Here is a 22,612-nt window from a genome sequence, read left to right as displayed (position 1 = left end):
TATAAAATGAATATCGTTATTATACAATTGAATGCAGTAAACGCCGCTTTTTCGCTATGACTTCTTCACGCAAATCGCCTTGGCATCCATATCCTTGACCGTTTCAAATTTTTCTGCGAACTGTTTGGCGGCCTGTTGACAGGCGGTTGCCGTGTCAAACTCCTGTGTATGCAGCGTGGAAAAAGCATTACCGGCATAGGGGCTGGCGTATAGCGCTAAAATTAATATCCACATGGTGATTTCTCCTCTTTTACTGAATTAAGGTCGGATGTTCAATAAAACAAAGACTGACCGCAATGAACACCAGGAAACCGGCAAACAGGCGGTTTTGTTGTTGACGGTTTTCTGGCGATTGAAAATAAGGCCGCAAGCGGGCGGCAATGAGCGCGTAGAGCGTCATCATCAGCGCATCGACCATCACCATCGTCAAGGTCATGAGGGTAATTTGTGGCCCTAACGATTGGGACGGATTAAGAAAGACCGGCAGTGTCGCAAGCAGGAAAGCGAGCGCTTTGGCGTTGGTGATATCGGTCAGAAAACCCCAGCAGAACCGTTGCGCGCCACGGGTCAATGTGACGACATCGTAGGCATCCATGATGACCGGTGCGCGCCAGGTTCGGTAGGCAGCAAACAGTAGCCAGAGTACGCTAATGCTTTTCAGTAATAGCCAGGCTGTTGCTGAAGCGCGCAACGCTTCCGTGCTCAGTGCCACAATGGGTACCATCAAGGCTAACGCGGTCGCCTGGCCGGCAATAAGCGGTAGCGTTTTGCGCCATCCACGCTGGAAGGCATGGTTAAGCGTGAGGATAGCGCCTGCACCCGGTAATACCGCACTGAGCAAGGCACCGCCTAAAAAAACTAACCAAAGGTCAAGGTTCATGGTTTATTTGCCTCGTGCGTTTGATGACGAATGGCGTCGCGGGCGCGAATTTGCCGTAATACCGGTTAAAAACACGAAGTCCCCGTTAGGTACCCAGGCAGCATATTGCCGACCGCAATGGGGGCAGGCCAGGATAAGGTCAATCCCCCACTCACCACTTTCCGATTGTTGAGTGATGTTTGCCTGGATGGGATTGAGGTGGTTTGTTGCCTGATGGCCGCTGATGCAGGTAATACTCATAACGCGTTTTCCTTATCTAAGGTGACGATGAGTTCGGCCAATATCTCGAAGGCATGTTGAAATTCACAATACGCAGCGGCAGAATGGTCTGCCCGCAGATGATGCATGGCACGGTTAAGGCGCTTTTCAATCTGGCCGCGCAGAGGTTTTATTTCCTGATAGCTCATGAGGTCACCTCCTGCTCGAAGGGGGTAATAATGAAATCCTCAAGCTGGTTGCGAAACGTAATGCCGGGAATATTCAGTCGCTGGATGGTGTCCTGATTTTTTAGCAGGGCATTTTTATCCACCTGTGCCTTGCGAATAATGCAGTCGGTCTGTCCGCTTTCTTCCAGCGCCTGCAGGATATCGTCCATCCCTTTTAGCGAAACGGACGGTGGGCGGTTACGCCATGACACCTCGCCGGTTATTAGGTTGGCGGTTTTGGTTTTGCCGTTTTGGGTAAGCTCCTCCCTGTTGGCCTCGCACCAGGTCTGGATACCTCTTTGCAACAGGGTGATGCGGGCTTTCATGGCTTCGATATCAGCCGCATGTTGATGGGTTAACCGCGCAATTTCATCATTAATCTGTGTCTCCAGTCGGGTCATTTCCCGCTGGATATCGCCCAGATTTTTAATATCATTTATGACCTGCTCACGGGTTTGCGGGGTGCAGGAAGCCGCCACGGCTTTAAGCCGCGTTATTTTCTTTGCCATCTTTTTACCTTTTCATTAACAACGTCGGGAATTAAACGCGCTCGAAAATAATGTCCTCAAGGGCGTCAGTGTGTTGAATATGCTCAAATAAATTCATGTTGTATCGGGCCGCAATGTCACCGAGGCAGCCATCCTGTTCATTAACATCACGGCAGTTTTCGCAAATCGATAAATAGGTTTCATAGTCCTGTTCGGGCATATCGACGGTTTTTGCCAGATAAACCCATTGTCGTGCGGTAATACGGACAGGGCGTGTTTTCATGATTAACGTACCTCCCAGGTGATTCGGCAGTTATCTTGCAGGAACTGGTATTTTTCCCAGCGGCCCTGATGGTCAGTACCCAGGGCATAGCGAACGGCATGGCCCTTTTGATGTAAGGCATCACACCGTCGGTCATGCAGCAGGGTAATGGTCGGGCGACTATAGCCATCAACGGTAAACTGACTGACGGTAAAGCCTTCCTGGCTGAGTTTGTCCATCACCGACAGGCATTGCCTGAACTGCTGCTGGATGGCCCGGTAGGTCATCGCTGACGGGTTTTTAATGGTCACGGCGGGGTTGAGCATAAAAGCCTCCTTTAATGCACACTGTGAATAATATTGGCATCGATAACCGGGATGGCGTTTTGCGCGGCCAGGTTCATGGCGGCGGTCACCAGATTGCCGATAGCCAGGGGATAAAGCAGGCTGACCGGCGTGTCTTTTTTCGGGCGCAGCCAGCTTAGGCGTTGACGCAGTGCCGGTATCGCATCAGGGCCAAGGACTTTGTTCGTGTCGCCACCGACGCGTTTAAATTTGAAATCAAGAAAGTCGTTCAGGTGTTCATCCAGCGGCGGCAGGTCAATTACCTCGCAGCGCTGTACCACTTCCCTGACCGCTAACAGGCGTTCGGATAACTTGTCGCCCAGTTCGGGTTGTCCCAGCAGGACGATGGACAGCAGTTTTTTAAAGCCATCTTCCAGCTCAAAGAAGCGTTTGAGGTGCTTTAAGGTCGGGATGGGCAGGCAATGGGCTTCTTCAATCACCAGTACATGGCTGTACCCGGCGCGGCTGCTCTCTTTTAATAGTCGGTGTAGCTGACGAAAGCGGGCTTCGGGTGAGCGTTTGAGTTTTTCCAGTGGGGCCAGGGTATGGACAATAGCCTCGGCAAGACTGGCGGCTTTCAGGGTTTTGCCCTGATGGTCGTTGTCTTCCATCGCCAGCACGTAGGGTTCAATCACCACCACCGGGGCGTTTTCCCGATAAATACGGTCAGTCAGGTCACGTCGCAGCGTGCTTTTACCCGAACCGGATTCGCCGATAACGGCGATAAAGCCGCCATAGCGGGCGGTCTGGTACAATGCCTCACGCACATAACGGCTTTCAGGGGTTAAAAACACATCTTCATGACCTTGTACTGCGTTGTCATCAAATGGGGCGCGAAACAGCCCAAAATGCTTTTTGGTGGCAGGCAGTAATACCTGTTTTTTTAGTAACATGGTGTCTTCCTCATTGCTAGGTAGTGGGCGCTTTTCCTTGCCGCTGGGCGTTACCCCGTTAAAGCAGTCGTCCGCCGAGATACCCTGGTCACGTAACCAGGCCCGGATACGCTGTTTTAGCGCGTCGGTGTCCTGTTTCGGCCACTGATGGTGGTTGACTATCTGCGCCAGTGTCGCCTCGGAAAGGTCAAGTGCACGGGCCAGTGCCGCCTGGGTCAGATTGTATTGTTGTAACAGGGTTTTCAGTTTCAGCATGATGGCCTCCCGTTAACCGTGACTGGCCAGACTGACCACCACCTCGGTGGACTGGGCCATCAGCTCATCACCCAGCGCATCGACCTGGTCAGCAGGAATCCCGTCCGGGAAGCGCTGGGTTAGCGTGGTGTAAAATTCACTGCGCCAGGTCTTGCCCGCCGACTGGAAACGCGCTCGCAACTGTTGAACCACCACGACCGGGTTTAAGCGTTCTTCAAAACGCGGGGCGCAAACCGTGGAGACCTGACCCTGTTTGGGCAGGTAAATCGGCGGGGTATCGCGTTCATTGTCAAGATAAGGGTTAAAGCGACCGCCCAGTGGCAGCGCCTTGGCTTTTTGCGCGGCAGCGGTTTCGGTGGGACAGGTAGTGCCATACATCGCCTGCTCGACTTCCGCCAGATGGTGTTGCGCAGGGGTGTGGGGTAATGCCTTGAAGGATTCGCCGAGTGTTGGTGCGTTGAGGGGAAAACCGTACTCGTCTTTCACCACTTCCGGTACCCGGTAAAAGACTTCCATGCCGTCCTCATTCATCATCACCACCTGCGCTTCACTGTCGCGCCAGGGATTACGGACTATCTGTAGCCAATCGTTGTTACAAACACCCGGCACCCCCCTAACGTCATATTGTTTGCCGTTAAACGACACGCGAAGATAGGTGTCAACCTTACGACTTTCCGGCAGACTGACGGCCAGTTCACGGCATACTTCAACCGACGGCGCCTTGATTAACTGTCCAGGGGTAATGCGTAACCAGCAGTCGGTACGAGTCATGCCGGTACGGCGATGCAGTGCGGTGCGGTTATACTTTTTACGCCATAACCCGACCAGGCGGTTCAGTTCATCAATATGATTGACTTGCACAAACCGCAGGCCGGATTCAAAATGGCACTCGAGAATGTCGCGCGCCTTTTCCACGGAGCCGGTAGCGCGGGCATTACCGGCTTTATGGGCGATAAGTTGAATACCAAGGGCTTTACACAGGTTGCGCAGGGTGGACGAGACCAGGGCACAACCGGGGTCGGTATAAAGGATGCGTGGCACGCCATGCAGTACGTCGGCCCCACCGCGTTCTTGCATGGCATTAATCAGCACATCGGTAAAGTTTTGCGCCGTTTCGCCGCCGAAACGGTACTCGGCGTAAATCCAGCCACTGGTATGGTCGGTCAGTTCAAATGACCAGATGCGGTCATTAACAATACGGGCCAGATTTTTGGGCTTGTTCTTGTTAAATTCCGCCTCTGTCATCATGCGCAGGCCGCTATCGCGTGTCGTGCGTTTTTTATCGGGATTTTTCAGGTAATAGAGCACACACAGCGACGCATCCAGCTGCCAGGCATGATTGGGATGGTCAGTTTTTAGTTGGACACACGGGGCCGGTGCCCGTAACTGATTAGGGTGTAGACGATAGTGGTACAATGCCCGGCTGATGGCATCGACCGACAGGGCGAACCACTCACCGGTTTCATTATCAATATACCCGGCATCAATCAGGTTATTAGCCCGCAGGTCGTTAACCGTCTTTCGCAGACTGTAGAGGCGTTTGCCATTCTTACGTTCTGCTTCCATGATAACGCCCGATATCAACAGGGCTTCGTCGCGTGTCAGGGCGCTGGTGCCATAATCCACCCGCTGTTTGCGCGGCGGTTTATAACTGACCTGCTTGATTTTTCGCAGCAGCGTGGCTTTGGAAATACCGAGTGCCTGACATCCGGTCTGATACACCGCGTCTTTGCCCCCATGCCCAGCTCTTTCGGCGGTTTGGGCTATTGTTAACAGGCGTTCGGTCAGGATGGGGTTCATTACACCACCTCCTCGACATTATCCTGTCCAGTGCCGCGCAGGTGTTCCGGTAACTGAAAATCGGCATCGTCGGCATCCGCATCGGCTTTTGCCCAGTCAGGAACCAACGCTGATACTGCGTGGTGGGGTAGTGCAAAATCACTGCGTAACACATTGATTTCAAACTCAATATCATTAAGCAGGCCCGCTAAATAATCAGCGTGGGATGTGATATCACCACTGTGGCTGCTCAGTTTTTCCAGCCCTTCCCGAAAGCGCCCCATTAATATGGCCTTGACATCAAAGCCCACCAGGCCAATCTCTTCACGGAGCTGACGTATGCCTTCTTCCCCTGATGGTCGAGGTTGATCGAGCATCAGCTTGTCACTCAGTTTATTGATTTTTTCTTCTTTTTCTCTGACTCGGTCGCGGCTAGCTTCGAGCATGGTTTCTGTTTCTCGCAGTTTTGCCCGCAATTCCCGCACTGACATACGGTCGACCTCATCTAGCGTCAAGCCCGCAATGGTGCCGCCTTCGGCCAGTTCGGCGAGATCTTCGTCGTCTTCTAACATCAGCTCATAGAGTTTAGATTTTCCCAAATCTAAAAACGTTGAGAGGTTTGGTGCCAACTTTGGATTCATGTATTTGATTGTTGCCTGCATGATTCTAGCGGCTGTGCCATAGTTGAGACCCAATTGATTAGTGATAACTTTTGTGAATTCCCCATGCGGCTCATTCTCTTTAAGAATAATCAGCCTCTTCCCAGCCTCTAGCATGGCTTCGGCACTCTGTGCCATATAAAAGCGCGCCTCATGCACAATGCGCTCACGCTCATAGGGCAGACCCTCGCCGTACTTATCCATAATGGCCTGCTGATGTTCAGCCAGGGCATTAAGGTTGTTCATTAAATCCGGTGTCAAAGGCTGTTCGGGGGTGATTTCAGCCGTCATCGGTAATGCTTTTCTACCCATTATTTTTTCCTCTTACAGTTTTGACGATGAGGCTACGCAGCGGCCATGCCTTTCTGCCATCTTGATTTGTGCACGTTCGGTTTCATCAAAAAAGGCAAGGGCAATCTGTATCAATTCTTCACTCAGGGCGTAATTCCCATTGAAGCGCCGCTCAACCATGCCCTCTTCCACTAAAAACGGCAGGGTGCGACTGATATTGGCCGCAGAGTCATTGATTAGCGCCGCCAAGGCTTTATTAGACAGGCCGTCGCGGTAATGCCCTTTCATGGCTTTTAAAATACGCAGCGCCCGCCGTGTACGTGAAGAAGGGTGCAGTAATAAGGTGTTTTTCATCGGATGCCTCTTTTTCATTAATGGAAATTGTGTTACCGTCAGTGAAACAGGCGAATGTTATTTTTTATGGCGCTTTTTGCCCGATGGCATGGGGGAACCCATTATCTGTTCAATGGCCTGTTTGATTTTGCGCGCTTCCCCGCGCCAACCTTGGCAGCGGCCATTCAGTAGCATAGATACATGATTGTGGTTAAAGTCGTTGGCCTTAGCCCAAGCCCTCATGGAGCGATAGTGCTGGTAGACATGGTCATAAAAACAGCGCTTAAAGTCAGCGGGGTGTTGCAGTGACATGGTGTTATCTCCGTCATAAAAAGTTAAAAATAAATATACAATAACATACAAAATAATGTAAAGTCTTTTTTGTCTGTTTTTGTATATTTCTTATCACCGTTAAAGACCACGGGCTGTTATCGGCCTAAAGGAGACCTGTATGGCAAAGAAAAAAGCGGCAACCAGCCTGTCTGTCAGTACGGCGGACAATATCACGATTGCGGGGGGGGGAGGGGCAATTGCATACCCTGAAAAAAGTGCAGAAAAGAGCGCCCAACAGGAGGTGATGGCGCGTTTCGGCGATGGCTTACCCTATGAACGCGAGCGCATTGTGCATGAAGCGCGCTTCTATATGGCACAAAGTGCCGAAGCCATGCTGGAGGCTGGGAAGAGGCTGATTATTCTGAAAGAGAATGAACCTCATGGGGAATTCACAAAAGTTATCACTAATCAATTGGGTCTCAACTATGGCACAGCCGCTAGAATCATGCAGGCAACAATCAAATACATGAATCCAAAGTTGGCACCAAACCTCTCAACGTTTTTAGATTTGGGAAAATCTAAACTCTATGAGCTGATGTTAGAAGACGACGAAGATCTCGCCGAACTGGCCGAAGGCGGCACCATTGCGGGCTTGACGCTAGATGAGGTCGACCGTATGTCAGTCAGGGAGTTAAAGGCAGCATTGCGTAAAGATGAAGCGGCGCTTAAGCGCAGTCAGCAACTGGTGGCTGAAAAAGAGAAGCAACTGCAACAGCTAAGCCAGCAACTGGCGGGCAAAACCTCGTCGGTTGCTGCGAGCGATGAACAAACACCCGTTGATGCACAGCAGTGGGTTACGCTGACGCTAGAAGGCGTGGGAGAACGCCTCAAATCCGAGCGCCTGCGGTTGGGGCTTAGCCAAGAAATCTTCGCCGAACGCTGTGGGGTCAAAAAACTCACTCAGTACAACTACGAAAAAAGTGAGCGACATCCGGATGCGGGCTACTTAATCGCGGCGAAAGCGTTAGGGGTCGATCTCAATTACGTGATGACAGGTGAGCGTAGTGATGAAGCCAGTGCGCTCGATGTGGTGCGGGATGAGGAAGAGGCGGAAGTGTTAACCGCCTTTCGACATATTCCCGGCGAAACACGCGAAGTGGCTAAACGCACCTTGACGGCAATGGCAGAGAAAAAAGCCGCCCGCAGCCGCGCATGACCCATCCCTCTCCGTTGCAGCGGAGGGGGTTATTTAACGGTAATAATCAGCTCACGCCGTTGGGTGGGCTGATTGCTGTTGAGGCTATAACGAATCGGTACACTCTCCATCGCAAAGTCCTGAAACACTTCTCGCATTTCAGGAATATCATTGACCGAAATAATCATCATGCCCGCCAGGTCTCGTCCCATACCCGCCAGTTTTTCATATTGCGCCAGACCAAAATCCACGCCATAGCCCGCTGTGCCCCAGTACGGCGGGTCGCAGTAAAATAGCGTGTGCGGACGGTCATAGCGAGCGATGCAGCTGGCCCAATCAAGCTGTTCAATGATGGTGCGTGATAATCGCAGATGAGCGAGCGACAGCTCTTCTTCCATGCGTAGCAGGTTCAGGCGTGGCCCCGTGGTGGTGGTCACGCCAAAGGTGTGTTCAGCGACTTTGCCGCCGAACGCCTGTTTTTGCAGGTAGTAGAAGCGTGCCGCCCGCTGGATATCGGTTAAGGTCTCGGTCGGGGTCATTTTCAACCATTGATACATTGCCCGGCTGACCAGCGCCCATTTAAACTGGCGCATAAACTCTTCCAGATGGTGTTTCAGCACCCGATAGAGATTGACCAGCTCACCGTTGATATCGTTAATCACTTCCGCTTTGCTGGGTGACTTCATAAAGAAGAGCGCCGCTGCGCCACAAAACAGCTCCACGTAGCAGGTGTGCGCCGGGAAGCGCGGTAAAATCTGTTTGGCCAGCCGTCGTTTACCGCCTATCCAGGGCAGTATCGGTAAGAAATTTTGCTGCATTGTCTGTAAGCCTTTTTCACTAATGGAAATTAAGGTAGACTCTTTCCTGTTCTCGAGAACGGAAAGCGCCACGGTTGACTCACAGGTCGGGTCTGTGTGTTGACGGCCTGTCCGGTGTTAGCGCACCGGGTGGGTCGCGCTTTTTCCCTTGCCACATTCGGGGCAATTGCTGAGGATAATCTAACCACGCCCTGCCATTCCCACTAGTAAACCGCTTTAAAAGCGTTTAGCGCACTACTTTGTCACACTGTCTGCCTGATATTGAGGGAGACAGTAATGAAAACCCGAAAAAAATTGATGTTACCCCCCTTTAAAACCCCACGCCTCGGCGGCTGGTTGCTCACCGCGGCTGGTCTGTTGCTGGTGATTGCCCTGGTCTCACCGCAGCAATTACCGGTGGTACTCTACAAGCTGGCCTTGATCACCCTGGCGGCAGTCGTAGGTTACTGGCTTGACCGCTCGCTGTTCCCCAAGGCCCGTCCCGGTCAATACCTGCACCATGACCACCCGGAGGTAGCACAGGGTCGACATCTGGTGCGCGGCGGCTGCCATCAGGTGTTTGCCGCCGCGCAGCTGCGCCGAGCGGTGATTGTGGCCGCAGTCTGCCTTGGCGTGGCGATGGGGCTGTGATGATGAATAACCACCAACACCCCGATAACCCACCCGGCATGATGCTGTTCTTTTTGCTGATGCTACTGCTGGGTGGTGCCTTTGATGCGAATGCCGCCCATCCCCCGCCCGCAGCACTGCCATACCGGGCTGACCTGATACGCAACGCCCGTCTGGTATGGGGCCTTAATGCGCCGGTGGCGGATTTTGCCGCCCAGATTGACCACGAAAGCAGTTGGCAGCCGGGTATCACCAACCGCATCGGCGCGCAGGGGCTGGGGCAGTTTATGCCCGCGACCACGGCATGGATTGGGGAAGTAATGCCGGAACTGGCAGCCAAAGCGCCGCTTAATCCCGGCTGGAGCCTGCGGGCGCTGGTGAGTTTCGACCGCTGGCTATGGCAACGCCTGTCGGCGGTGAATGCGTGTGAGCGCATGGCGATGACGCTCTCGGCCTACAACGGTGGCCTGGGCTGGGTACAGCGTGACCGCCGTCTTGCAAAACGGCAGGGCTACGACGGCCAGCGCTGGTTTGACAGCATTGAGCGGGTGAATGCCGGACGCGGCGCAAGTGCCTGGCGTGAGAATCGCCATTATCCCCGCCGTATTTTAAAAAGCCTGGCACCGCGTTACCTGACCTGGGGAGGGGCAAGCTGTGTTTAGTGCAGTCAGCCTCAAAAGCCTCGGCGGGGTGCTGATAATGGCGCTGCTGTCGGGCATCTGGTGGCACGGCTACACACACAGCGTAGGTCGCTCAACCGAACGTTGCGCGGCAACAATCAGTCAGCTGCGTGAGGCGTTTGCCATTCAGGAAAAACAGCGCGCCGAGCAGGCCGCGCAAACCCTGCAAGCGCTGCAACAGCGTTTTACCCATCAGGTGAAGCTGGCGCATCAGGCCGAACAGCACTACCTGAATCGCATTGCGCAGCTTCGCACCCAAACCCAACACTTAACCCGGCGGATAGAGGATGTTACCCAACATTGGCAAGATGAAACAGGTCAGGCTCATGCTGTGGCCTGCGTATTTACTCGTGGCTTCGTGCAACACTACAACGCCGCCCTCGGGCTGCCAGACGTTAACGGTTCAGTCCCTGCCGCCCTTACCCGCGGCACTGGCAACACGTCCAGGACCATTACGTCCGCTGGTGAGCCGCTCAGACCCAGCCCGGTCACCCAGCGCGATATCCTCGCCAATATCACCGACAACGGGCAGCAATGTCAGGTCTGGCGGGCACAGATAAACGGGTTACTGGATTATATTGAAGGATTAACACCATGACATTACAGGTCGATTTCTGGGTACTGGTGAGCTACCTGTTTGGGTTGGCAGGCTTTCTCGCCGGGCTGGCCCGCTGGTTTATCCGGGAGACGGAAAAGCGTCAGGCCGAGCGGTTTGCGTCACTCGAGCGGTTGATGCGCGACGCGTCCGATAAAGGGGCACGCCTTGAGCGCGAGGTGCTGGAATTCAAGGTGGAGGTGCCGGAACGTTATGTCCGGCGCGACGAATTTATTCATTATCAGCAGGTGGTGGAGTCCCGGTTAGACGCGATTTACCAGAAGCTGGAAACGATACAACTGCGTCAGGTGGCAGGAGGATAAGGATGATAGAGACCGAACAGGCGCGCCGCGAAGGGTTGCGCTGGGTATTACTGCAGGTGGTCAACAAGGCGCGGCCCTATCCGGCCAATGACCGGCTGCTGTGGGATGTGGGCCATTCGCTCTACCCGGACATGACCATGCTGGAGCTGCAAAAAGAGTTACTGTTCCTTGAGGGCTTAAGCTTGGTACGCCTGACCCGACCGCCCGCACGCTCATGGACCGCCACACTGATGCCGGAAGGGGTCAATCTGGTGGAATACGTCACCGACGATATCCCCGGCATTGCCCGCCCGGCCAAATACTGGAGAGAGTGACGATGGCACCGCGCAGTCATATCGAGGTATTGCCCCCATCGGTGCGTGAATGGCTCGACCGGGCGCTGACCGAGCGCAATTTCAGTGGCTACCGCGAGCTGGAGACGTTGCTGCGTGAGAAAGGCTATAGCATTGGTCGGGCGCAGATTTCCCGTTACGGCCAGAAAGTGCAGCGCCGCTTTGCCGCCATTCGTGAAGCCACCGAGATGGCACGCGTCATTACCGAAGGGGCGGAAGACGACCAGGATAAGCGCTCAGAGGCGATTATCGCCACCATTCAGGCCGATATCCTGACCGCGCTGATTGATGTGCGTGAGGCCAGTGATGAAGAGATGGAGCCGGCAGAGCGCGCCTCTCTGTTAGCCAAGGTGGGCAAAAGTATTGCCACCCTGACCCGCTCGTCAGTGAGTCTCAAACGCTATCAGGCGGAGGTACGCGAGAAAATCGCCGCCCGTCTCGATGAGCTGGAGCAGGAAGTCAAAAACAACGACGGTCACGTCAGCCTGGAAACCGTGCAGCGTGTCCGTCAACAGATTTACGGGATCATCCAATGAGCGCGGCACTCGAGCTTTACCCTTACCAACAGCACTGGCTCCTCGACCGGTCGCGCTTTAAAATCGGCCAGTTTGCCCGCCAGACCGGCAAAACCTTTACCACCACGCTAGAGCTGGTTGACGACTGCTTTGAGACCGAGGCCCGTGGCGGTCGCACCCGCTGGGTCATTCTCTCACGCGGTGAGCGCCAGGCCAAAGAGGCGATGGAGGAAGGGGTCAAAAAGCATTGCCAGGCGTACGGTCTGGCCATCCGTGAAATCGAAGGCAGCGTGAAAGGCCCAGGCAGCAAGCGTTACACCATGCTGGAGGCGGAGCTGCCCGGCGGCTCGCGTATTACCGCACTCCCCGCCAACCCGGATACGGCGCGCGGCTTTGCCGCCAATGTCTTTCTCGATGAATTTGCCTTTCATGCCGATAGCCGCAAAATCTGGGCAGCGCTGTTTCCGGTGATATCAAATGGCTACAAGCTGCGCGTTACCTCCACCCCCAATGGCAAGGGCAATAAGTTTTATGAGCTGATGACCGACCCGTCACTGGACAGCATCTGGTCACGCCATCGGGTCGATATTTACCAGGCGGTCAAAGACGGCCTGCCACGGGATGTGGCCGCCCTCAAACAGGCGCTCAATGATGAAGACGCCTGGGCGCAGGAATTTGAACTGCACTGGCTGGATGAAGCCGCTGCCTGGCTTTCCTATGACCTGATTGACGGCGTTGAACACCCGCAGGCGGGCAAGCCTGAGCACTATCAGGGTGGCCCCTGTTTTGTCGGTGTCGATATCGGTCTTCGCCATGACCTGTTTGTGATATGGGTGATTGAACAGGTGGGCGATGTGTACTGGACACGCGACATCATTACCCGCAAGCGTGCCCCCTTTGCCGAGCAGGATGCGCTGCTCGATGCGGTCTTTGCCCACTACCGGGTGCTGCGGTGCTGTATCGACCAGACTGGTCTCGGCGAAAAGCCGGTGGAAGATGCCAAACGCCGTCATGGCAGTACGCGGGTCGAAGGGGTGTTATTCACGCCCCCCAACAAGCTGACGCTGGCGACACGCGGTAAAGAGGTATTTGAAGACCGGCGCTTGCGACTGCCACAGGGTGATGGTGCATTACGGGCCGATTTGCATAAACTGAAAAAAGTGATGAGTCCGACTGGCGCGCCCCGTTTTGTCGCCGAGAGCGATGCCGCCGGGCACGCTGACCGTGCCTGGGCGCTGTTTTTAGCGCTTAACGCCGCCGACCAACCCCACGGCCCGGTGCGCGCTTACTCCTGTTGCCCACGGCAGGCCTCATCCTTGCTGGAGGGATATTGATGATTATCGATAAAAAAGCGTTGTTCAGTGACATTGCCACCCGCGCCCGCAGTCCGGCGGGCCTGGGGCAACTGTTCGGCCATTTACCCAATCCCGACCCGATATTACGCGCCAGAGGCCAGGCGATTAGCGTCTACCGCCAGTTACGCGCCGAACCCCTGGTCGGCAGCAGTATCCGGCGACGTAAATCGGCGGTCAAATGCCTGGAGCACGGACTGGAGGTGGGGCAAGCGCCCGCCCTGGTGGTGCGTTTTATTGAACAGACGCTAGCACAGTGGGACATGAACCGACTCATCGGTGAACTGCTGGACGCCGCCTTTTTTGGCTATCAACCCGCCGAACTGACCTGGGCAAAAGACGGTCGCCATCTGGTAGTGACCGATGTGGTGGCTAAGCCCCCCGAGTGGTTTACCTTTGATGCGGAGAACCGCCTGCGCTTTCAGGCCCAGCAGTCGGGACTGGCGGGCGAGTTATTACCGCCGCGCAAATTTGTGGTGGCGACCCAAGACGCCACCTTTGATAACCCCTACGGCTTTGCCGACCTGTCGCTGTGCTTCTGGCCGGTGACGTTCAAGAAGGCCGGCTGGTCGTTCTGGATGCGCTTTAGTGAAAAGTACGGCACCCCCTGGGTAGTTGGGTATCATCCGCGCGGCCAGGACCAGGCGCATATCGGCCCGCTGCTGCACTCCCTCGAGCAGATGGTGCAGGATGCGGTGGCGGTTATCCCGGATGACAGCAGTATTGAATTCAAGGAGCCCGCCACCAAAGGTGCGTCGAGCAGTCTGTACAAAGACCTGATTGAGATGGCGCGCAGTGAAATTACCATTGCGCTGCTGGGGCAGAACCAGACTACCGAAGCCGAAACCAATCACGCTTCCGCCCAGGCCGGGCTGGAAGTGGCCGCCGATATCCGCGATGGCGATGCGGTGATGGTGATGAGTGCGGTGAATCAGATACTCCGCTGGCTGGTTGAACTGAACTTTGGTGATGTCCCCGTGCCAACATGGCGACTGTGGGAGCAGGAGACCATCGATGAGGTGCAGGCCAAGCGTGACCTGAGTCTGGCGCAAACGGCGGGCTTTTTCAGCGCGCAATACTATCAGCGTGAATATGGCCTGCAACCGGGGGATTTGCTGATGGAAAGCCAACAGGAAACCCCTTCCCCCTCTGCTCCCTCGCTGGCCTTTGCCGAAGGCGAGACGCAGAACATGCACGATGCCCAGGCGCAGCTTGACCGGGCACTGGACAGCCTGATGAAAAGTGGCTCGTTGGATAAGACGCTACAACCGCTACTGGCACCCTTATTTCAAGCCGTACAATCCGGTTTAGCTCCCCGCGAACTGAGGGAGAAACTGACCGCACTCTACCCCGAGATGCAGGCAGACGCCCTCCAGGAGACCTTAACCCGGGTGATGTTTGTTGCCAACGTCTGGGGGAGGTTACATGCCGACACTCAATGATAACGAACTGACGGCGCTGTTTAGCCTGCCGCCCAAACGGGCGATAGCCTACTTAAAAGCCAAAGGCTTTACCTTTTCCTGGGATTGGCAGGACGTCTGGCAAGCCGCCCATGCGCAGAGCGCGACGGTGGCCAAGGTGACGCGACTCGATATTCTGCAGGACATGTATCAGGCGCTGCAAACCGCCCTGGTGGAAGGCAAAACTGGGCAGTGGTTTGCCCAGGAATTGACCCCGGTACTGCAGGCCAAGGGATGGTGGGGCGAGCAGGCCACCACCGACCCGGTCAGCGGTGAGCCGGTGACGGTGCAGCTGGGTAGCCCGCCGCGACTGGAGACGATTTACCGCACCAATCTGACTACCCTGTACAACGCCGGGCGCTGGGCTGAAATGCGGGAGAATGTTGCGGCGCGTCCCTACTGGATGTATGTGGCGATACGCGATAACCGTACCCGCAAAAGCCATCTGGCGCTGCATGGCCGGGTGTTTCCTGCCGATGACCCGGTATGGCGTGCACTCTACCCGCCCAATGGCTGGCGCTGTCGCTGTAGCATGATTGCCTTGTCTGCGCGTGACGTTAAGGCGCGCGGGCTTACGGTGGAAACGTCCGGTGACCGTCTGCGCTGGTCGTTGCAGGTGGTCTCGCGCAAAACCGGCGAAATGCGGCCAGTGGCCCAGCTAACGCTCGACAATCATACGGTGTTTTCCCCGGATATCGGCTGGTCGTATAATCCCGGTGAAGGCTATCGACCGGACTTAAGCCGCTATCAGGGGCCGTTACACCCCTTGGCCGTTAACACCCTGGGGAGACCGGAATGACCGCTACTATTCTCTCGGTTGAAATAACCGATAACGACATTAAACAGGCGCTGAATCAACTGGAGAAAGCGGCTTACGACCTGACCCCGCTGATGCGACGCTGGTCTGAAACGCTGAAAACCGCCACCGACCTGAACTTTGAGGCGCAGGGGCGTCCACGCTGGCAACCCTCGGTTGCGGCCCTCGCCCGCCAGGGCATGACGCTCTCCCAGGACGGGTATTTACGCCGCAGCGTGACGCCGGACTATGATGCGCATCAGGCGATGGTCGGCACCCATCGCGTTTATGCCCGACTTCATCAACAGGGTGGGAAAGCGGGGCGCGGTGGGTCAGTGACGCTACCACCCCGTCCGTATCTGCCGGTATCTGAGACGGGACAGCTACAGGCTGAAGTCAAACGCCAGCTGCTCGATGAAGTGCTTGATTATTTGCAACAGGCTAGCCTCTGCTAAGCGCTGCCTGACACGTTCGGGTGCTTAAATGATACAACGCGATACCCGAGCGCGTTTCCGCCCTTTATAAAGCTTTATAAACCCCTTCCTGACGCGGTTATTCCTGATAGCCGCCTCGTCATTCATTTGTCTTCAAAAAAGACGCAAATGAAAATCTTTAAAGCCCTTTAAAAGGGAAATGCGCCGACCCGGCATACACTGCTGCCATGATGTTAATGGAGGTGCCATGAAATCCCTGCATATTTTTACGCGCGGTCGGCATACGGATAGCCATGGGCAAGTCCTGAACGTGAGCGAACAGGATTTGCGCGCCTGTGCGGATGCCTACGATCCGGCGTTACATGAAGCCCCGATAGTGACCGGCCATCCAACCACCGATGCACCCGCTTACGGCTGGATCAAAAGGCTGTCGGCGCAAGGACGTGATCTGCTGGCAGAGCCGCAGCAGGTTGATCCGGCTTTTTCTGAACTGGTAACGGCGGGCCGCTACAAAAAAATCTCGGCGTCGTTCTATTTACCCCACGCGCCGAATAATCCGGCCCCGGGTGCCCTGTATTTACGCCATGTCGGTTTTCTTGGCGCACAACCGCCTGCCGTCAAAGGGCTACGCGCGGTTTCTTTTGCAGATACCGAGGACGGGGTGGTGGAGTTTACCGAAGATCTGCTGGATGGCAGCCACGACTCGCTGCTACTTCGGTTACGGGCGTTACTGAGCCACTATGTGGGTACTCCATCTGAACCCCCTGCGCTAACCACCGAGACCCTGGCATTTTCTGACGCTAAGGTCGTCAACCCTTATCCCACAACGGAGAGCCTCACTGTGGAAAAAACCGAAACCGAAAAACAGCTGGAAGCCGAGAACGCGGTGTTAAAGCAACAGATTAGCGTCCATCAGGCCGAAAAGGCGGCGCAGGCCGCTAAAGTGGCTCATGACGCCAATGTGGCCTTTGCCGAAACGCTGATGAACGACGGACGACTGGCCCCGGCGGGACAACCGGTTGTCGTCGCGTTACTGGATGCATTGACCCACAGCGAAAAACCGCTGGAGTTTACCGAAGGCAGTCACACCCGTCCGCTGGTAGAAGCGGTCAAATCGCTGCTCACCTCATCCACCCCGCTGGTTGATTTTCGCCCACAGGCGGTGTCGGGCAGACGCGCTACACCGCAAGGGTGCGCTGCCTTTACTGAGCAGGCCGCCGATCCGGATGCGCTGCATCAACAGGCGATGGCGCTTAAGGCGCGTGAGTCCATCCCTTACGAAGCGGCGGTGAAACGCTGCCTGACAGGAGAGTCCCATGTCTGATTATTTAAAAAGCAAACGGGCCAACGACCCGGTGCTGACCCACATTGCCGCTGAATACCGCAATGCCAGCCTGATTGGGGAAAAGCTGTTTCCTCTCGTCAGGGTAGAAAAAGAAGGCGTTAAGGTGCCGACCTTTGGTAAAGGACGGCTGGCGCTGTATGAAACCAAACGCGCGGTCGGGGCCAACAGCAATATCCTGTTAAGAGAAAAACAGGCGTTCACCGATATCGTGCTCGATGAGCATGATTTAGCGGTGCCGGTCGATCACCGCGAACAGGCAGAATCGATGTTCAATGAAGAAATCAAGGCGATTAAACGCGCCACCGACGGTATTTTGTTGCGCCGTGAGCAGTATGTCGCCGAGCTGGCCCAATCTGCCTCAGTCTATGCCAGCAACGCCACCAAAGCCTTGACGGGCGAGGCCGCCTGGAACAAGAAAAATGGCGATCCGCTGAAAGAGATTGAAGCCGGGATGGAAGTGGTGCGGGCCAATATCGGCCTGCGCCCCAACGTCATTACCATGGGGGCCAGTGTGATGGCGCTGTTGCGCTTCCATGAGGTGCTACAGAAGGCGCTCGGCGGGAATGAACGCAAGCGTATCACCACAGAAATTTTAAAAGATTTATTCCAGGTGGATGAGGTGCTGATTGGCGCGCCCGTTCAGCTGGCGAAAGACGGTAAAACCACTACCGACCTGTGGAAAGATAACCTGATGCTGCATGTTGTCAATTTTCCGTCAGCCGGCAGTGATAGCGCGGATGAGCATATGCCTTCCTTTGGTTATACCTTCCGCCGACAGGGTATGCCGCTGGCCGATCGCTTTGACAGTGTTGGCGGCAAGGTGGTCAATATCCGCTACACCGATATTTACAAGGTCGCGGTGGTGGGCAGTGAAGCCGGGTATCTGATTAGTGGCATTAAAGGAGCGTAAAAGATGGTGACGCAACAGGTGGTACTCACCACCACCGTCGTGGCGGTGGAAGATTTAACCGTCCATCGACTGGTGGGCATCACGGCAAAACCCTTTAAGGGCACCGGGACGGAACTGGGTGTCGCCGAGGTCTCCGGTAAAAAAGGCGACAGCGTACCGATTCATGTGCTGGGCATCATGGCGGTAGAGGCCGGTGCCGCGATTAGCGCCGGCCAGCTGCTCAAGGCCGACAGTGAAGGCCGAGTGGTATCAGAAAGCGCGTTAACCGGTGGCGGGCTGCCTGCTTCAACGGTGGGAGTAGCATTGGATGCCGCTACCGCGGCAGGTGAGATCATCCGAATGGTCAGAGGTATCTGATGGCCTACTGCACGTTGGAGGATATCGGGCAATTGCTGTCGCGCCATACGCTGGTTCAGCTAACGCAGGATGTCTCTGGCGAGGGTTTGACCGGGGGCAGGTTGCCCAATGCGATCAACGACAAGGTGCTGAACGACGCTATCCGCTATGCCGATGAGCTGATTGATGCTCATCTGCGCGGGCGTTACGTCCTGCCGCTGCAGACCGTTCCCACGGTACTGCGCGATATGGCGGTCAATCTGGTCAGTCATCGGCTGTACTTGCGTCGTCCCGAAGGCCAACTGCCCGAGGCGATAAAAGAGGTGTATCGCGGCAGCCTGAAAATGCTGGAAGCCTTGCGTGACGGAAAATTGACGTTAGGTATCGCTGCCAGTGGTCAGGTGCTCCCCGAGCCGGGGGCTTTTCATGTCCTTGCCCGTCCCGCGCGCTTTAGTGGCCCGGGTGGCTTACTGGAGGAGTTTGAATGACGCTCGATATCATGCGCGCCCTCCTGGGCCTGCTGACAAAACGCTTACCGCAGCTGGAGGTCACCTTCTTTCCTGAGCAGCCGGAACGCTTTCATCTCAATCATCCACTCGGCGCGGTGCTGCTCAGTTTTGCCCGCTCGCGTTTTGGCGACATTCAGGATGTGGGCATGGTATTCCAGCCCCGTGTGCTGCATTTCACGCTGACCCTGGTGATGCGTCAGCTTAACGGTAACGACGGGGCGATTGCCCTGCTCGATACGCTGCGTCAGGCCGTCGGGGGCTTTATGCCACCCGACTGTCGCCGCCCGCTGTGGTTGATTGATGAGGTCTTTTTGGGGCAATCCGAGGGCTTATGGCAATACGCGCTGACGGTGGCGACCGAAACCTGGTTTGTGCAGGACGCCCCGCAGGAGGCTTTACCGCGTACCCGGGAAGCGTTCATGAAGACAGAGAATAACGAGGTGGCTTATGGCGAAGTTTCGCTACAACGGTGAATCCCCGAATGGGGCCCCCCTGCGTCTGGCTGATGGCCGTACCCAGGATGTGATGTTTTATCCCGGTCAGGTGGTCGATGTGCCGGTCGATCATCCGTTTATTGTCTCGCTGGAAGCGCAGGGCTATCTGACTTTTCTGGGCTTTGATTATCCCGATCCGCCCTTTGAACCGGCAAAACCGTTGACTGATTTTGAACAACGATCACAACAGGCTCAACAGCCGACCGGCAAACCGGCCCGTTATCGTTATGACGGCCAACAGATGGGGGGTGCTTCATTACGTTTACCGGATGGCCGCATCCTGGATGTGATGTTCTGGCCGGGTCAGGAAGTGACCTTGCCGATGGATAACGATTATGTGCTGGGGCTGGAAGCCCAGGGCTATTTAACCTTTCTGGGTCAGGAAGCGGCAACCCCCGTCGACCCCATCGTGACGGCACCGTTGGCACAGGCAATCACCTCATCGGGCGACACCGTGGCGCTTCCCTCTGATGAGGCCAGGCCCGTCGAAGCGCCGGTCAGCACAGCGTTAGTGATGACCGGCAGAAAACGCGGCAAAGTGCCATCAGACACCAAAAGTAACGAGGTCACCCCATGAGTAGAGAGCACCATCACGGCGTTGATACGCTGGAAATTGAACGCGGATCCCGTCCGGTCAAAACGGGAGAATCGTCCGTGATTGGGCTGGTCGGTACCGCGCCGACAGGCCCGGTCAATACCCTGACCCTGTGTACATCGGAAAAAGATGCCGCTCAGTTTGGCGATGAGCGAAGTGGATTTACCCTGCCGCAAGCCTTGCGCGCTATCTATGACCACGGTGTCGGGACGGTTCTGGTGGTCAATGTGTTTGATCCCAAAAGCCATCAGAAAACGATAACCGCAGAAAGTGTCACCTTCGATAGCACGCACCACAGTGCCACACTGAGCCAGTTACCCGTGGGCGATATGGTGGTGAAAAGCGCCGATGGGCAGACCACCTATCAGGTGGCGACCGACTATACCGTGGCATCCGCAACCGGAAAAGTCACCCGCGTCATCACCGGCGGCATTGCACAGGGTGGCACGGTCAGTGTGACCTATAACACCCAGGATGTCTCAAAAGTGACCGCCGCTGAAGTTTTGGGTACCACCAATGCCGCTGACCAGCGTACCGGTATGAAAGCGCTGGAAAATGCCGACAGCCTGTTTGGCTTTCGCCCGAAGCTGCTGATTGCACCGGGCTTCTCGCACTTCAATACCGTGGCCACCGCCATGATTGCCCTGGCCGACCAATGTGAGGCCATCGCCTATATTGATGCCCCAGCGGGGACGACGTTTGCCCAGGCGATAGCCGGACGGGGGCCACAAGGCACGATTAATTTTAATACCGCCTCTGACCGGGTACGCCTGTGTTATCCGCAGGTCAAGGTCTATGACAAGGCAACAAACCAGACTCGCCTGGAGCCGCTCTCGGCGCGCGCGGCGGGTCTGCGGGCAAAAGTGGATCGGGAAAAAGGGTTCTGGTGGTCGTCTTCCAATCAGGCACTGATGGGCATTGTGGGCATTGAGCGCCCGTTAAGTGCGCGCATTGACGATGCCAATAGCGAGGTCAATCTGCTTAACCAGAACGGCATTACCACGGTATTTAACAGCTTTGGTAGCGGATTACGCCTGTGGGGCAACCGCACCGCGGCCTGGCCGACCGTGACGCATCTGAAGAATTTTGAAAATGTGCGGCGTACCGGGGACATGATTAATGAATCTATCCGCCATTTCAGTCTGCAATATATTGATCGCCCCATTAATCAGGGGCTGATTGATGCGCTGACCGAATCGGTCAATGGCTATGGCAGGAGGTTGATTGCCGATGGTGCGCTGCTGGGCTTTCACTGCTGGTATGACCCGGCGAACAACACCAAGGATGCGCTCAGTCTGGGGCAGTTGAAACTGAATTACAAATACACCCCGCCGCCACCCATGGAGCATCTGACCTTTGAAACAGAAATCACCGATGAATATCTGACGATACTGAAAAGCAAGGTCTCATCATGATAACCAGACAGCAAAAAACAGAAGAAGGAGCGCGTCATGGCGGGTAATGCACTGCATTTTATGACCAATGCCAATGTCTATCTGGACGGCAATAGTCTGATAGGTCGGGCAAAAGAAATCAAACTACCGGAAATCAACGTGGTGCAGCAGGAGCATCAGGCGCTGGGGATGATAGGCAAAATTCAGTTACCGGCAGGGTTTGACAAGCTGGAAGGGGAGATTCACTGGACCAGCCTGTATGAAGAAGTGGCGCTGCGTACCGCCAATCCCTTCAAGGCGTATCCACTGCAATGTCGCGGCAGCCTGCAGCGCTATAATCCGGCACAGGGTCGCCAAGATGAACTGCCGGTGGCGGTGTTTATGACGGTGATGTTCAGCAAAAACGTGCTGGGCAGCTTTAAGCAGCATGAGGTGCCGGAGATGAGCAGCAGTTTTACCTGCAGCTATATCAAGCAGGTGATGGATGGCCAGGTGCTGCTGGAGCTGGATGTGATCGCCAATATTTTTAAAATCAACGGTGAAGATAGGCTCACCGATTATCGCGCCAATCTGGGTGCTTAACCTGACAATCCGAGGAGTGATGATGACAGACCGTATTCATTATAGCTTGCAATACCCTTATGCCCTGGGCAGTGGTGAAAGGCTAACCCAGGTCAGCTTAAACCGGCTCAAGGTCAGTGACATCAAGGCGGTACGTCGCTTAAGTGAAAACGTCAATGACTGGGACAGCCTGTTGATTGCCCGCATGACCGGCCTGATACCGGAAGATATCGACAATATGGATTTGGTGGATTATCAACAGTTGCAAGGCCACTTTCGTCAGTTTGCGGGGCTGGATGCACTCGCCGAAGGCACTGCGTCAGGCACAGGCGCTGTTGGCGAGATGGTTCCGCTGGCAGCCCAGTGAGCTGGATGCGCTGACGGTGATGGAGTTTGAGGACTATTTACAGGAAGCCGCCGCCCAAATCCGGCAGGAACAGGGGCAAAACGGTAACCGTTAATCAGCGGTAACAAAGG

Annotated in this window: 33 protein-coding genes; 21 read left to right on the top strand and 12 right to left on the bottom strand. The window is 55.4% G+C overall.

Annotation, left to right across the window (positions count from 1 at the left end; all coding sequences use genetic code 11):
* Positions 1-54: 54 nt before the first annotated feature.
* The 11 genes from ACWWJF_RS18445 to ACWWJF_RS18395 all read right to left on the bottom strand — a co-directional run bounded on the left by ACWWJF_RS18445 (position 55) and on the right by ACWWJF_RS18395 (position 6,972).
* Positions 55-234 (bottom strand): hypothetical protein, encoded by a 180-nt coding sequence (locus ACWWJF_RS18445; protein WP_290605674.1) that lies wholly within the window; start codon positions 232-234, stop codon positions 55-57.
* Between the two features lie 16 nt (positions 235-250).
* Positions 251-880 carry a LysE family translocator gene (locus tag ACWWJF_RS18440; RefSeq protein ID WP_455870255.1) on the bottom strand — a complete coding sequence of 210 codons (630 nt, stop codon included), beginning with the start codon at positions 878-880 and terminating at the stop codon, positions 251-253.
* Positions 881-1,116: 236 nt separating this feature from the next.
* Positions 1,117-1,287, bottom strand: a complete 171-nt coding sequence (locus ACWWJF_RS18435) for a hypothetical protein (protein WP_455870254.1) — start codon at positions 1,285-1,287, stop codon at positions 1,117-1,119.
* Positions 1,284-1,814 (bottom strand): host-nuclease inhibitor Gam family protein, encoded by a 531-nt coding sequence (locus tag ACWWJF_RS18430; RefSeq protein WP_455870253.1) that lies wholly within the window; start codon positions 1,812-1,814, stop codon positions 1,284-1,286. The genes ACWWJF_RS18435 and ACWWJF_RS18430 overlap by 4 nt, the downstream gene beginning before the upstream one ends.
* 31 nt (positions 1,815-1,845) lie before the next feature.
* Entirely contained in the window at positions 1,846-2,076 is a 231-nt protein-coding gene (locus tag ACWWJF_RS18425) for a hypothetical protein (protein WP_455870252.1), read from the bottom strand.
* A 2-nt stretch (positions 2,077-2,078) separates the two neighbouring features.
* Positions 2,079-2,381, bottom strand: coding sequence for a hypothetical protein (locus ACWWJF_RS18420; RefSeq protein WP_455870251.1), 303 nt, complete (start codon positions 2,379-2,381; stop codon positions 2,079-2,081).
* 11 nt (positions 2,382-2,392) lie between these two features.
* Positions 2,393-3,547, bottom strand: a complete 1,155-nt coding sequence (locus ACWWJF_RS18415; protein ID WP_455870250.1) for an AAA family ATPase — start codon at positions 3,545-3,547, stop codon at positions 2,393-2,395.
* A 12-nt stretch (positions 3,548-3,559) separates the two neighbouring features.
* Positions 3,560-5,347: an integrase catalytic domain-containing protein gene (locus tag ACWWJF_RS18410; RefSeq protein WP_455870249.1), complete on the bottom strand. Its 1,788-nt coding sequence runs from the start codon at positions 5,345-5,347 to the stop codon at positions 3,560-3,562.
* Positions 5,347-6,297: a DUF3102 domain-containing protein gene (locus tag ACWWJF_RS18405; protein WP_455870248.1), complete on the bottom strand. Its 951-nt coding sequence runs from the start codon at positions 6,295-6,297 to the stop codon at positions 5,347-5,349. Before ACWWJF_RS18405 ends, ACWWJF_RS18410 begins: the two co-directional genes overlap by 1 nt.
* 12 nt (positions 6,298-6,309) lie before the next feature.
* Positions 6,310-6,630, bottom strand: a complete 321-nt coding sequence (locus ACWWJF_RS18400) for an IclR family transcriptional regulator (RefSeq protein ID WP_455870247.1) — start codon at positions 6,628-6,630, stop codon at positions 6,310-6,312.
* A gap of 57 nt (positions 6,631-6,687) precedes the next feature.
* The gene (locus tag ACWWJF_RS18395; protein ID WP_455870246.1) at positions 6,688-6,972 is read right to left on the bottom strand and encodes a hypothetical protein; all 285 of its coding nucleotides are present in this window, start codon (positions 6,970-6,972) and stop codon (positions 6,688-6,690) included.
* Between the two features lie 88 nt (positions 6,973-7,060).
* Between ACWWJF_RS18395 and ACWWJF_RS18390 the strand changes: the two genes are divergently transcribed.
* Positions 7,061-8,098, top strand: a complete 1,038-nt coding sequence (locus ACWWJF_RS18390) for a hypothetical protein (RefSeq protein WP_455870245.1) — start codon at positions 7,061-7,063, stop codon at positions 8,096-8,098.
* Between the two features lie 29 nt (positions 8,099-8,127).
* Here the strand turns inward: ACWWJF_RS18390 and ACWWJF_RS18385 are convergent, their stop codons facing one another.
* On the bottom strand, positions 8,128-8,895 hold the full coding sequence (locus tag ACWWJF_RS18385) for a DNA adenine methylase (protein WP_455870244.1): 768 nt from the start codon (positions 8,893-8,895) through the stop codon (positions 8,128-8,130).
* Positions 8,896-9,171: 276 nt separating this feature from the next.
* Between ACWWJF_RS18385 and ACWWJF_RS18380 the strand changes: the two genes are divergently transcribed.
* The 20 genes from ACWWJF_RS18380 (at position 9,172) to ACWWJF_RS18285 (ending at position 22,596) form a co-directional block, all read left to right on the top strand.
* Positions 9,172-9,525 carry a putative holin gene (locus ACWWJF_RS18380; RefSeq protein WP_455870243.1) on the top strand — a complete coding sequence of 118 codons (354 nt, stop codon included), beginning with the start codon at positions 9,172-9,174 and terminating at the stop codon, positions 9,523-9,525.
* A gap of 38 nt (positions 9,526-9,563) precedes the next feature.
* Positions 9,564-10,166 carry a transglycosylase SLT domain-containing protein gene (locus ACWWJF_RS18375; protein ID WP_455870242.1) on the top strand — a complete coding sequence of 201 codons (603 nt, stop codon included), beginning with the start codon at positions 9,564-9,566 and terminating at the stop codon, positions 10,164-10,166.
* A gap of 37 nt (positions 10,167-10,203) precedes the next feature.
* Positions 10,204-10,782 (top strand): hypothetical protein, encoded by a 579-nt coding sequence (locus tag ACWWJF_RS18370; RefSeq protein ID WP_455870241.1) that lies wholly within the window; start codon positions 10,204-10,206, stop codon positions 10,780-10,782.
* Positions 10,779-11,102, top strand: coding sequence for a hypothetical protein (locus ACWWJF_RS18365; RefSeq protein ID WP_016858261.1), 324 nt, complete (start codon positions 10,779-10,781; stop codon positions 11,100-11,102). The genes ACWWJF_RS18370 and ACWWJF_RS18365 overlap by 4 nt, the downstream gene beginning before the upstream one ends.
* A 2-nt stretch (positions 11,103-11,104) precedes the next feature.
* Positions 11,105-11,416 carry a hypothetical protein gene (locus ACWWJF_RS18360; RefSeq protein ID WP_032116669.1) on the top strand — a complete coding sequence of 104 codons (312 nt, stop codon included), beginning with the start codon at positions 11,105-11,107 and terminating at the stop codon, positions 11,414-11,416.
* A 2-nt stretch (positions 11,417-11,418) separates the two neighbouring features.
* Complete coding sequence (locus ACWWJF_RS18355) at positions 11,419-11,970, top strand: DUF3486 family protein (protein WP_455870240.1); 552 nt, start codon at positions 11,419-11,421, stop codon at positions 11,968-11,970.
* Positions 11,967-13,283, top strand: coding sequence for a phage terminase large subunit family protein (locus ACWWJF_RS18350; RefSeq protein WP_455870239.1), 1,317 nt, complete (start codon positions 11,967-11,969; stop codon positions 13,281-13,283). Before ACWWJF_RS18355 ends, ACWWJF_RS18350 begins: the two co-directional genes overlap by 4 nt.
* Positions 13,283-14,743: a DUF935 domain-containing protein gene (locus tag ACWWJF_RS18345; RefSeq protein ID WP_455871164.1), complete on the top strand. Its 1,461-nt coding sequence runs from the start codon at positions 13,283-13,285 to the stop codon at positions 14,741-14,743. Before ACWWJF_RS18350 ends, ACWWJF_RS18345 begins: the two co-directional genes overlap by 1 nt.
* On the top strand, positions 14,727-15,560 hold the full coding sequence (locus ACWWJF_RS18340) for a phage head morphogenesis protein (protein ID WP_455870238.1): 834 nt from the start codon (positions 14,727-14,729) through the stop codon (positions 15,558-15,560). The genes ACWWJF_RS18345 and ACWWJF_RS18340 overlap by 17 nt, the downstream gene beginning before the upstream one ends.
* The gene (locus ACWWJF_RS18335; RefSeq protein WP_455870237.1) at positions 15,557-16,012 is read left to right on the top strand and encodes a phage virion morphogenesis protein; all 456 of its coding nucleotides are present in this window, start codon (positions 15,557-15,559) and stop codon (positions 16,010-16,012) included. The genes ACWWJF_RS18340 and ACWWJF_RS18335 overlap by 4 nt, the downstream gene beginning before the upstream one ends.
* Positions 16,013-16,301: 289 nt before the next feature.
* Entirely contained in the window at positions 16,302-17,315 is a 1,014-nt protein-coding gene (locus ACWWJF_RS18330; RefSeq protein WP_455870236.1) for a peptidase, read from the top strand.
* On the top strand, positions 17,308-18,246 hold the full coding sequence (locus ACWWJF_RS18325) for a hypothetical protein (protein WP_455870235.1): 939 nt from the start codon (positions 17,308-17,310) through the stop codon (positions 18,244-18,246). The genes ACWWJF_RS18330 and ACWWJF_RS18325 overlap by 8 nt, the downstream gene beginning before the upstream one ends.
* Positions 18,247-18,249: 3 nt before the next feature.
* Positions 18,250-18,603 (top strand): DUF2190 family protein, encoded by a 354-nt coding sequence (locus ACWWJF_RS18320; RefSeq protein WP_455870234.1) that lies wholly within the window; start codon positions 18,250-18,252, stop codon positions 18,601-18,603.
* A gap of 14 nt (positions 18,604-18,617) precedes the next feature.
* The gene (locus tag ACWWJF_RS18315; protein WP_455870233.1) at positions 18,618-19,070 is read left to right on the top strand and encodes a DUF1320 domain-containing protein; all 453 of its coding nucleotides are present in this window, start codon (positions 18,618-18,620) and stop codon (positions 19,068-19,070) included.
* Entirely contained in the window at positions 19,067-19,564 is a 498-nt protein-coding gene (locus tag ACWWJF_RS18310) for a Gp37 family protein (RefSeq protein ID WP_455870232.1), read from the top strand. The genes ACWWJF_RS18315 and ACWWJF_RS18310 overlap by 4 nt, the downstream gene beginning before the upstream one ends.
* Entirely contained in the window at positions 19,539-20,162 is a 624-nt protein-coding gene (locus tag ACWWJF_RS18305; RefSeq protein ID WP_455870231.1) for a hypothetical protein, read from the top strand. Before ACWWJF_RS18310 ends, ACWWJF_RS18305 begins: the two co-directional genes overlap by 26 nt.
* Entirely contained in the window at positions 20,159-21,595 is a 1,437-nt protein-coding gene (locus ACWWJF_RS18300; protein WP_455870230.1) for a phage tail sheath subtilisin-like domain-containing protein, read from the top strand. The genes ACWWJF_RS18305 and ACWWJF_RS18300 overlap by 4 nt, the downstream gene beginning before the upstream one ends.
* 36 nt (positions 21,596-21,631) lie before the next feature.
* Positions 21,632-22,156 carry a phage major tail tube protein gene (locus ACWWJF_RS18295; RefSeq protein ID WP_455870229.1) on the top strand — a complete coding sequence of 175 codons (525 nt, stop codon included), beginning with the start codon at positions 21,632-21,634 and terminating at the stop codon, positions 22,154-22,156.
* A gap of 22 nt (positions 22,157-22,178) precedes the next feature.
* Positions 22,179-22,502, top strand: coding sequence for a phage tail assembly protein (locus ACWWJF_RS18290; RefSeq protein ID WP_455870228.1), 324 nt, complete (start codon positions 22,179-22,181; stop codon positions 22,500-22,502).
* Positions 22,471-22,596 carry a hypothetical protein gene (locus tag ACWWJF_RS18285; protein WP_455870227.1) on the top strand — a complete coding sequence of 42 codons (126 nt, stop codon included), beginning with the start codon at positions 22,471-22,473 and terminating at the stop codon, positions 22,594-22,596. The genes ACWWJF_RS18290 and ACWWJF_RS18285 overlap by 32 nt, the downstream gene beginning before the upstream one ends.
* Positions 22,597-22,612 lie beyond the last annotated feature (16 nt).

The organism is Symbiopectobacterium sp. Eva_TO, assembly GCF_053848865.1.
This window is presented reverse-complemented; position numbering and strand designations above follow the sequence as displayed.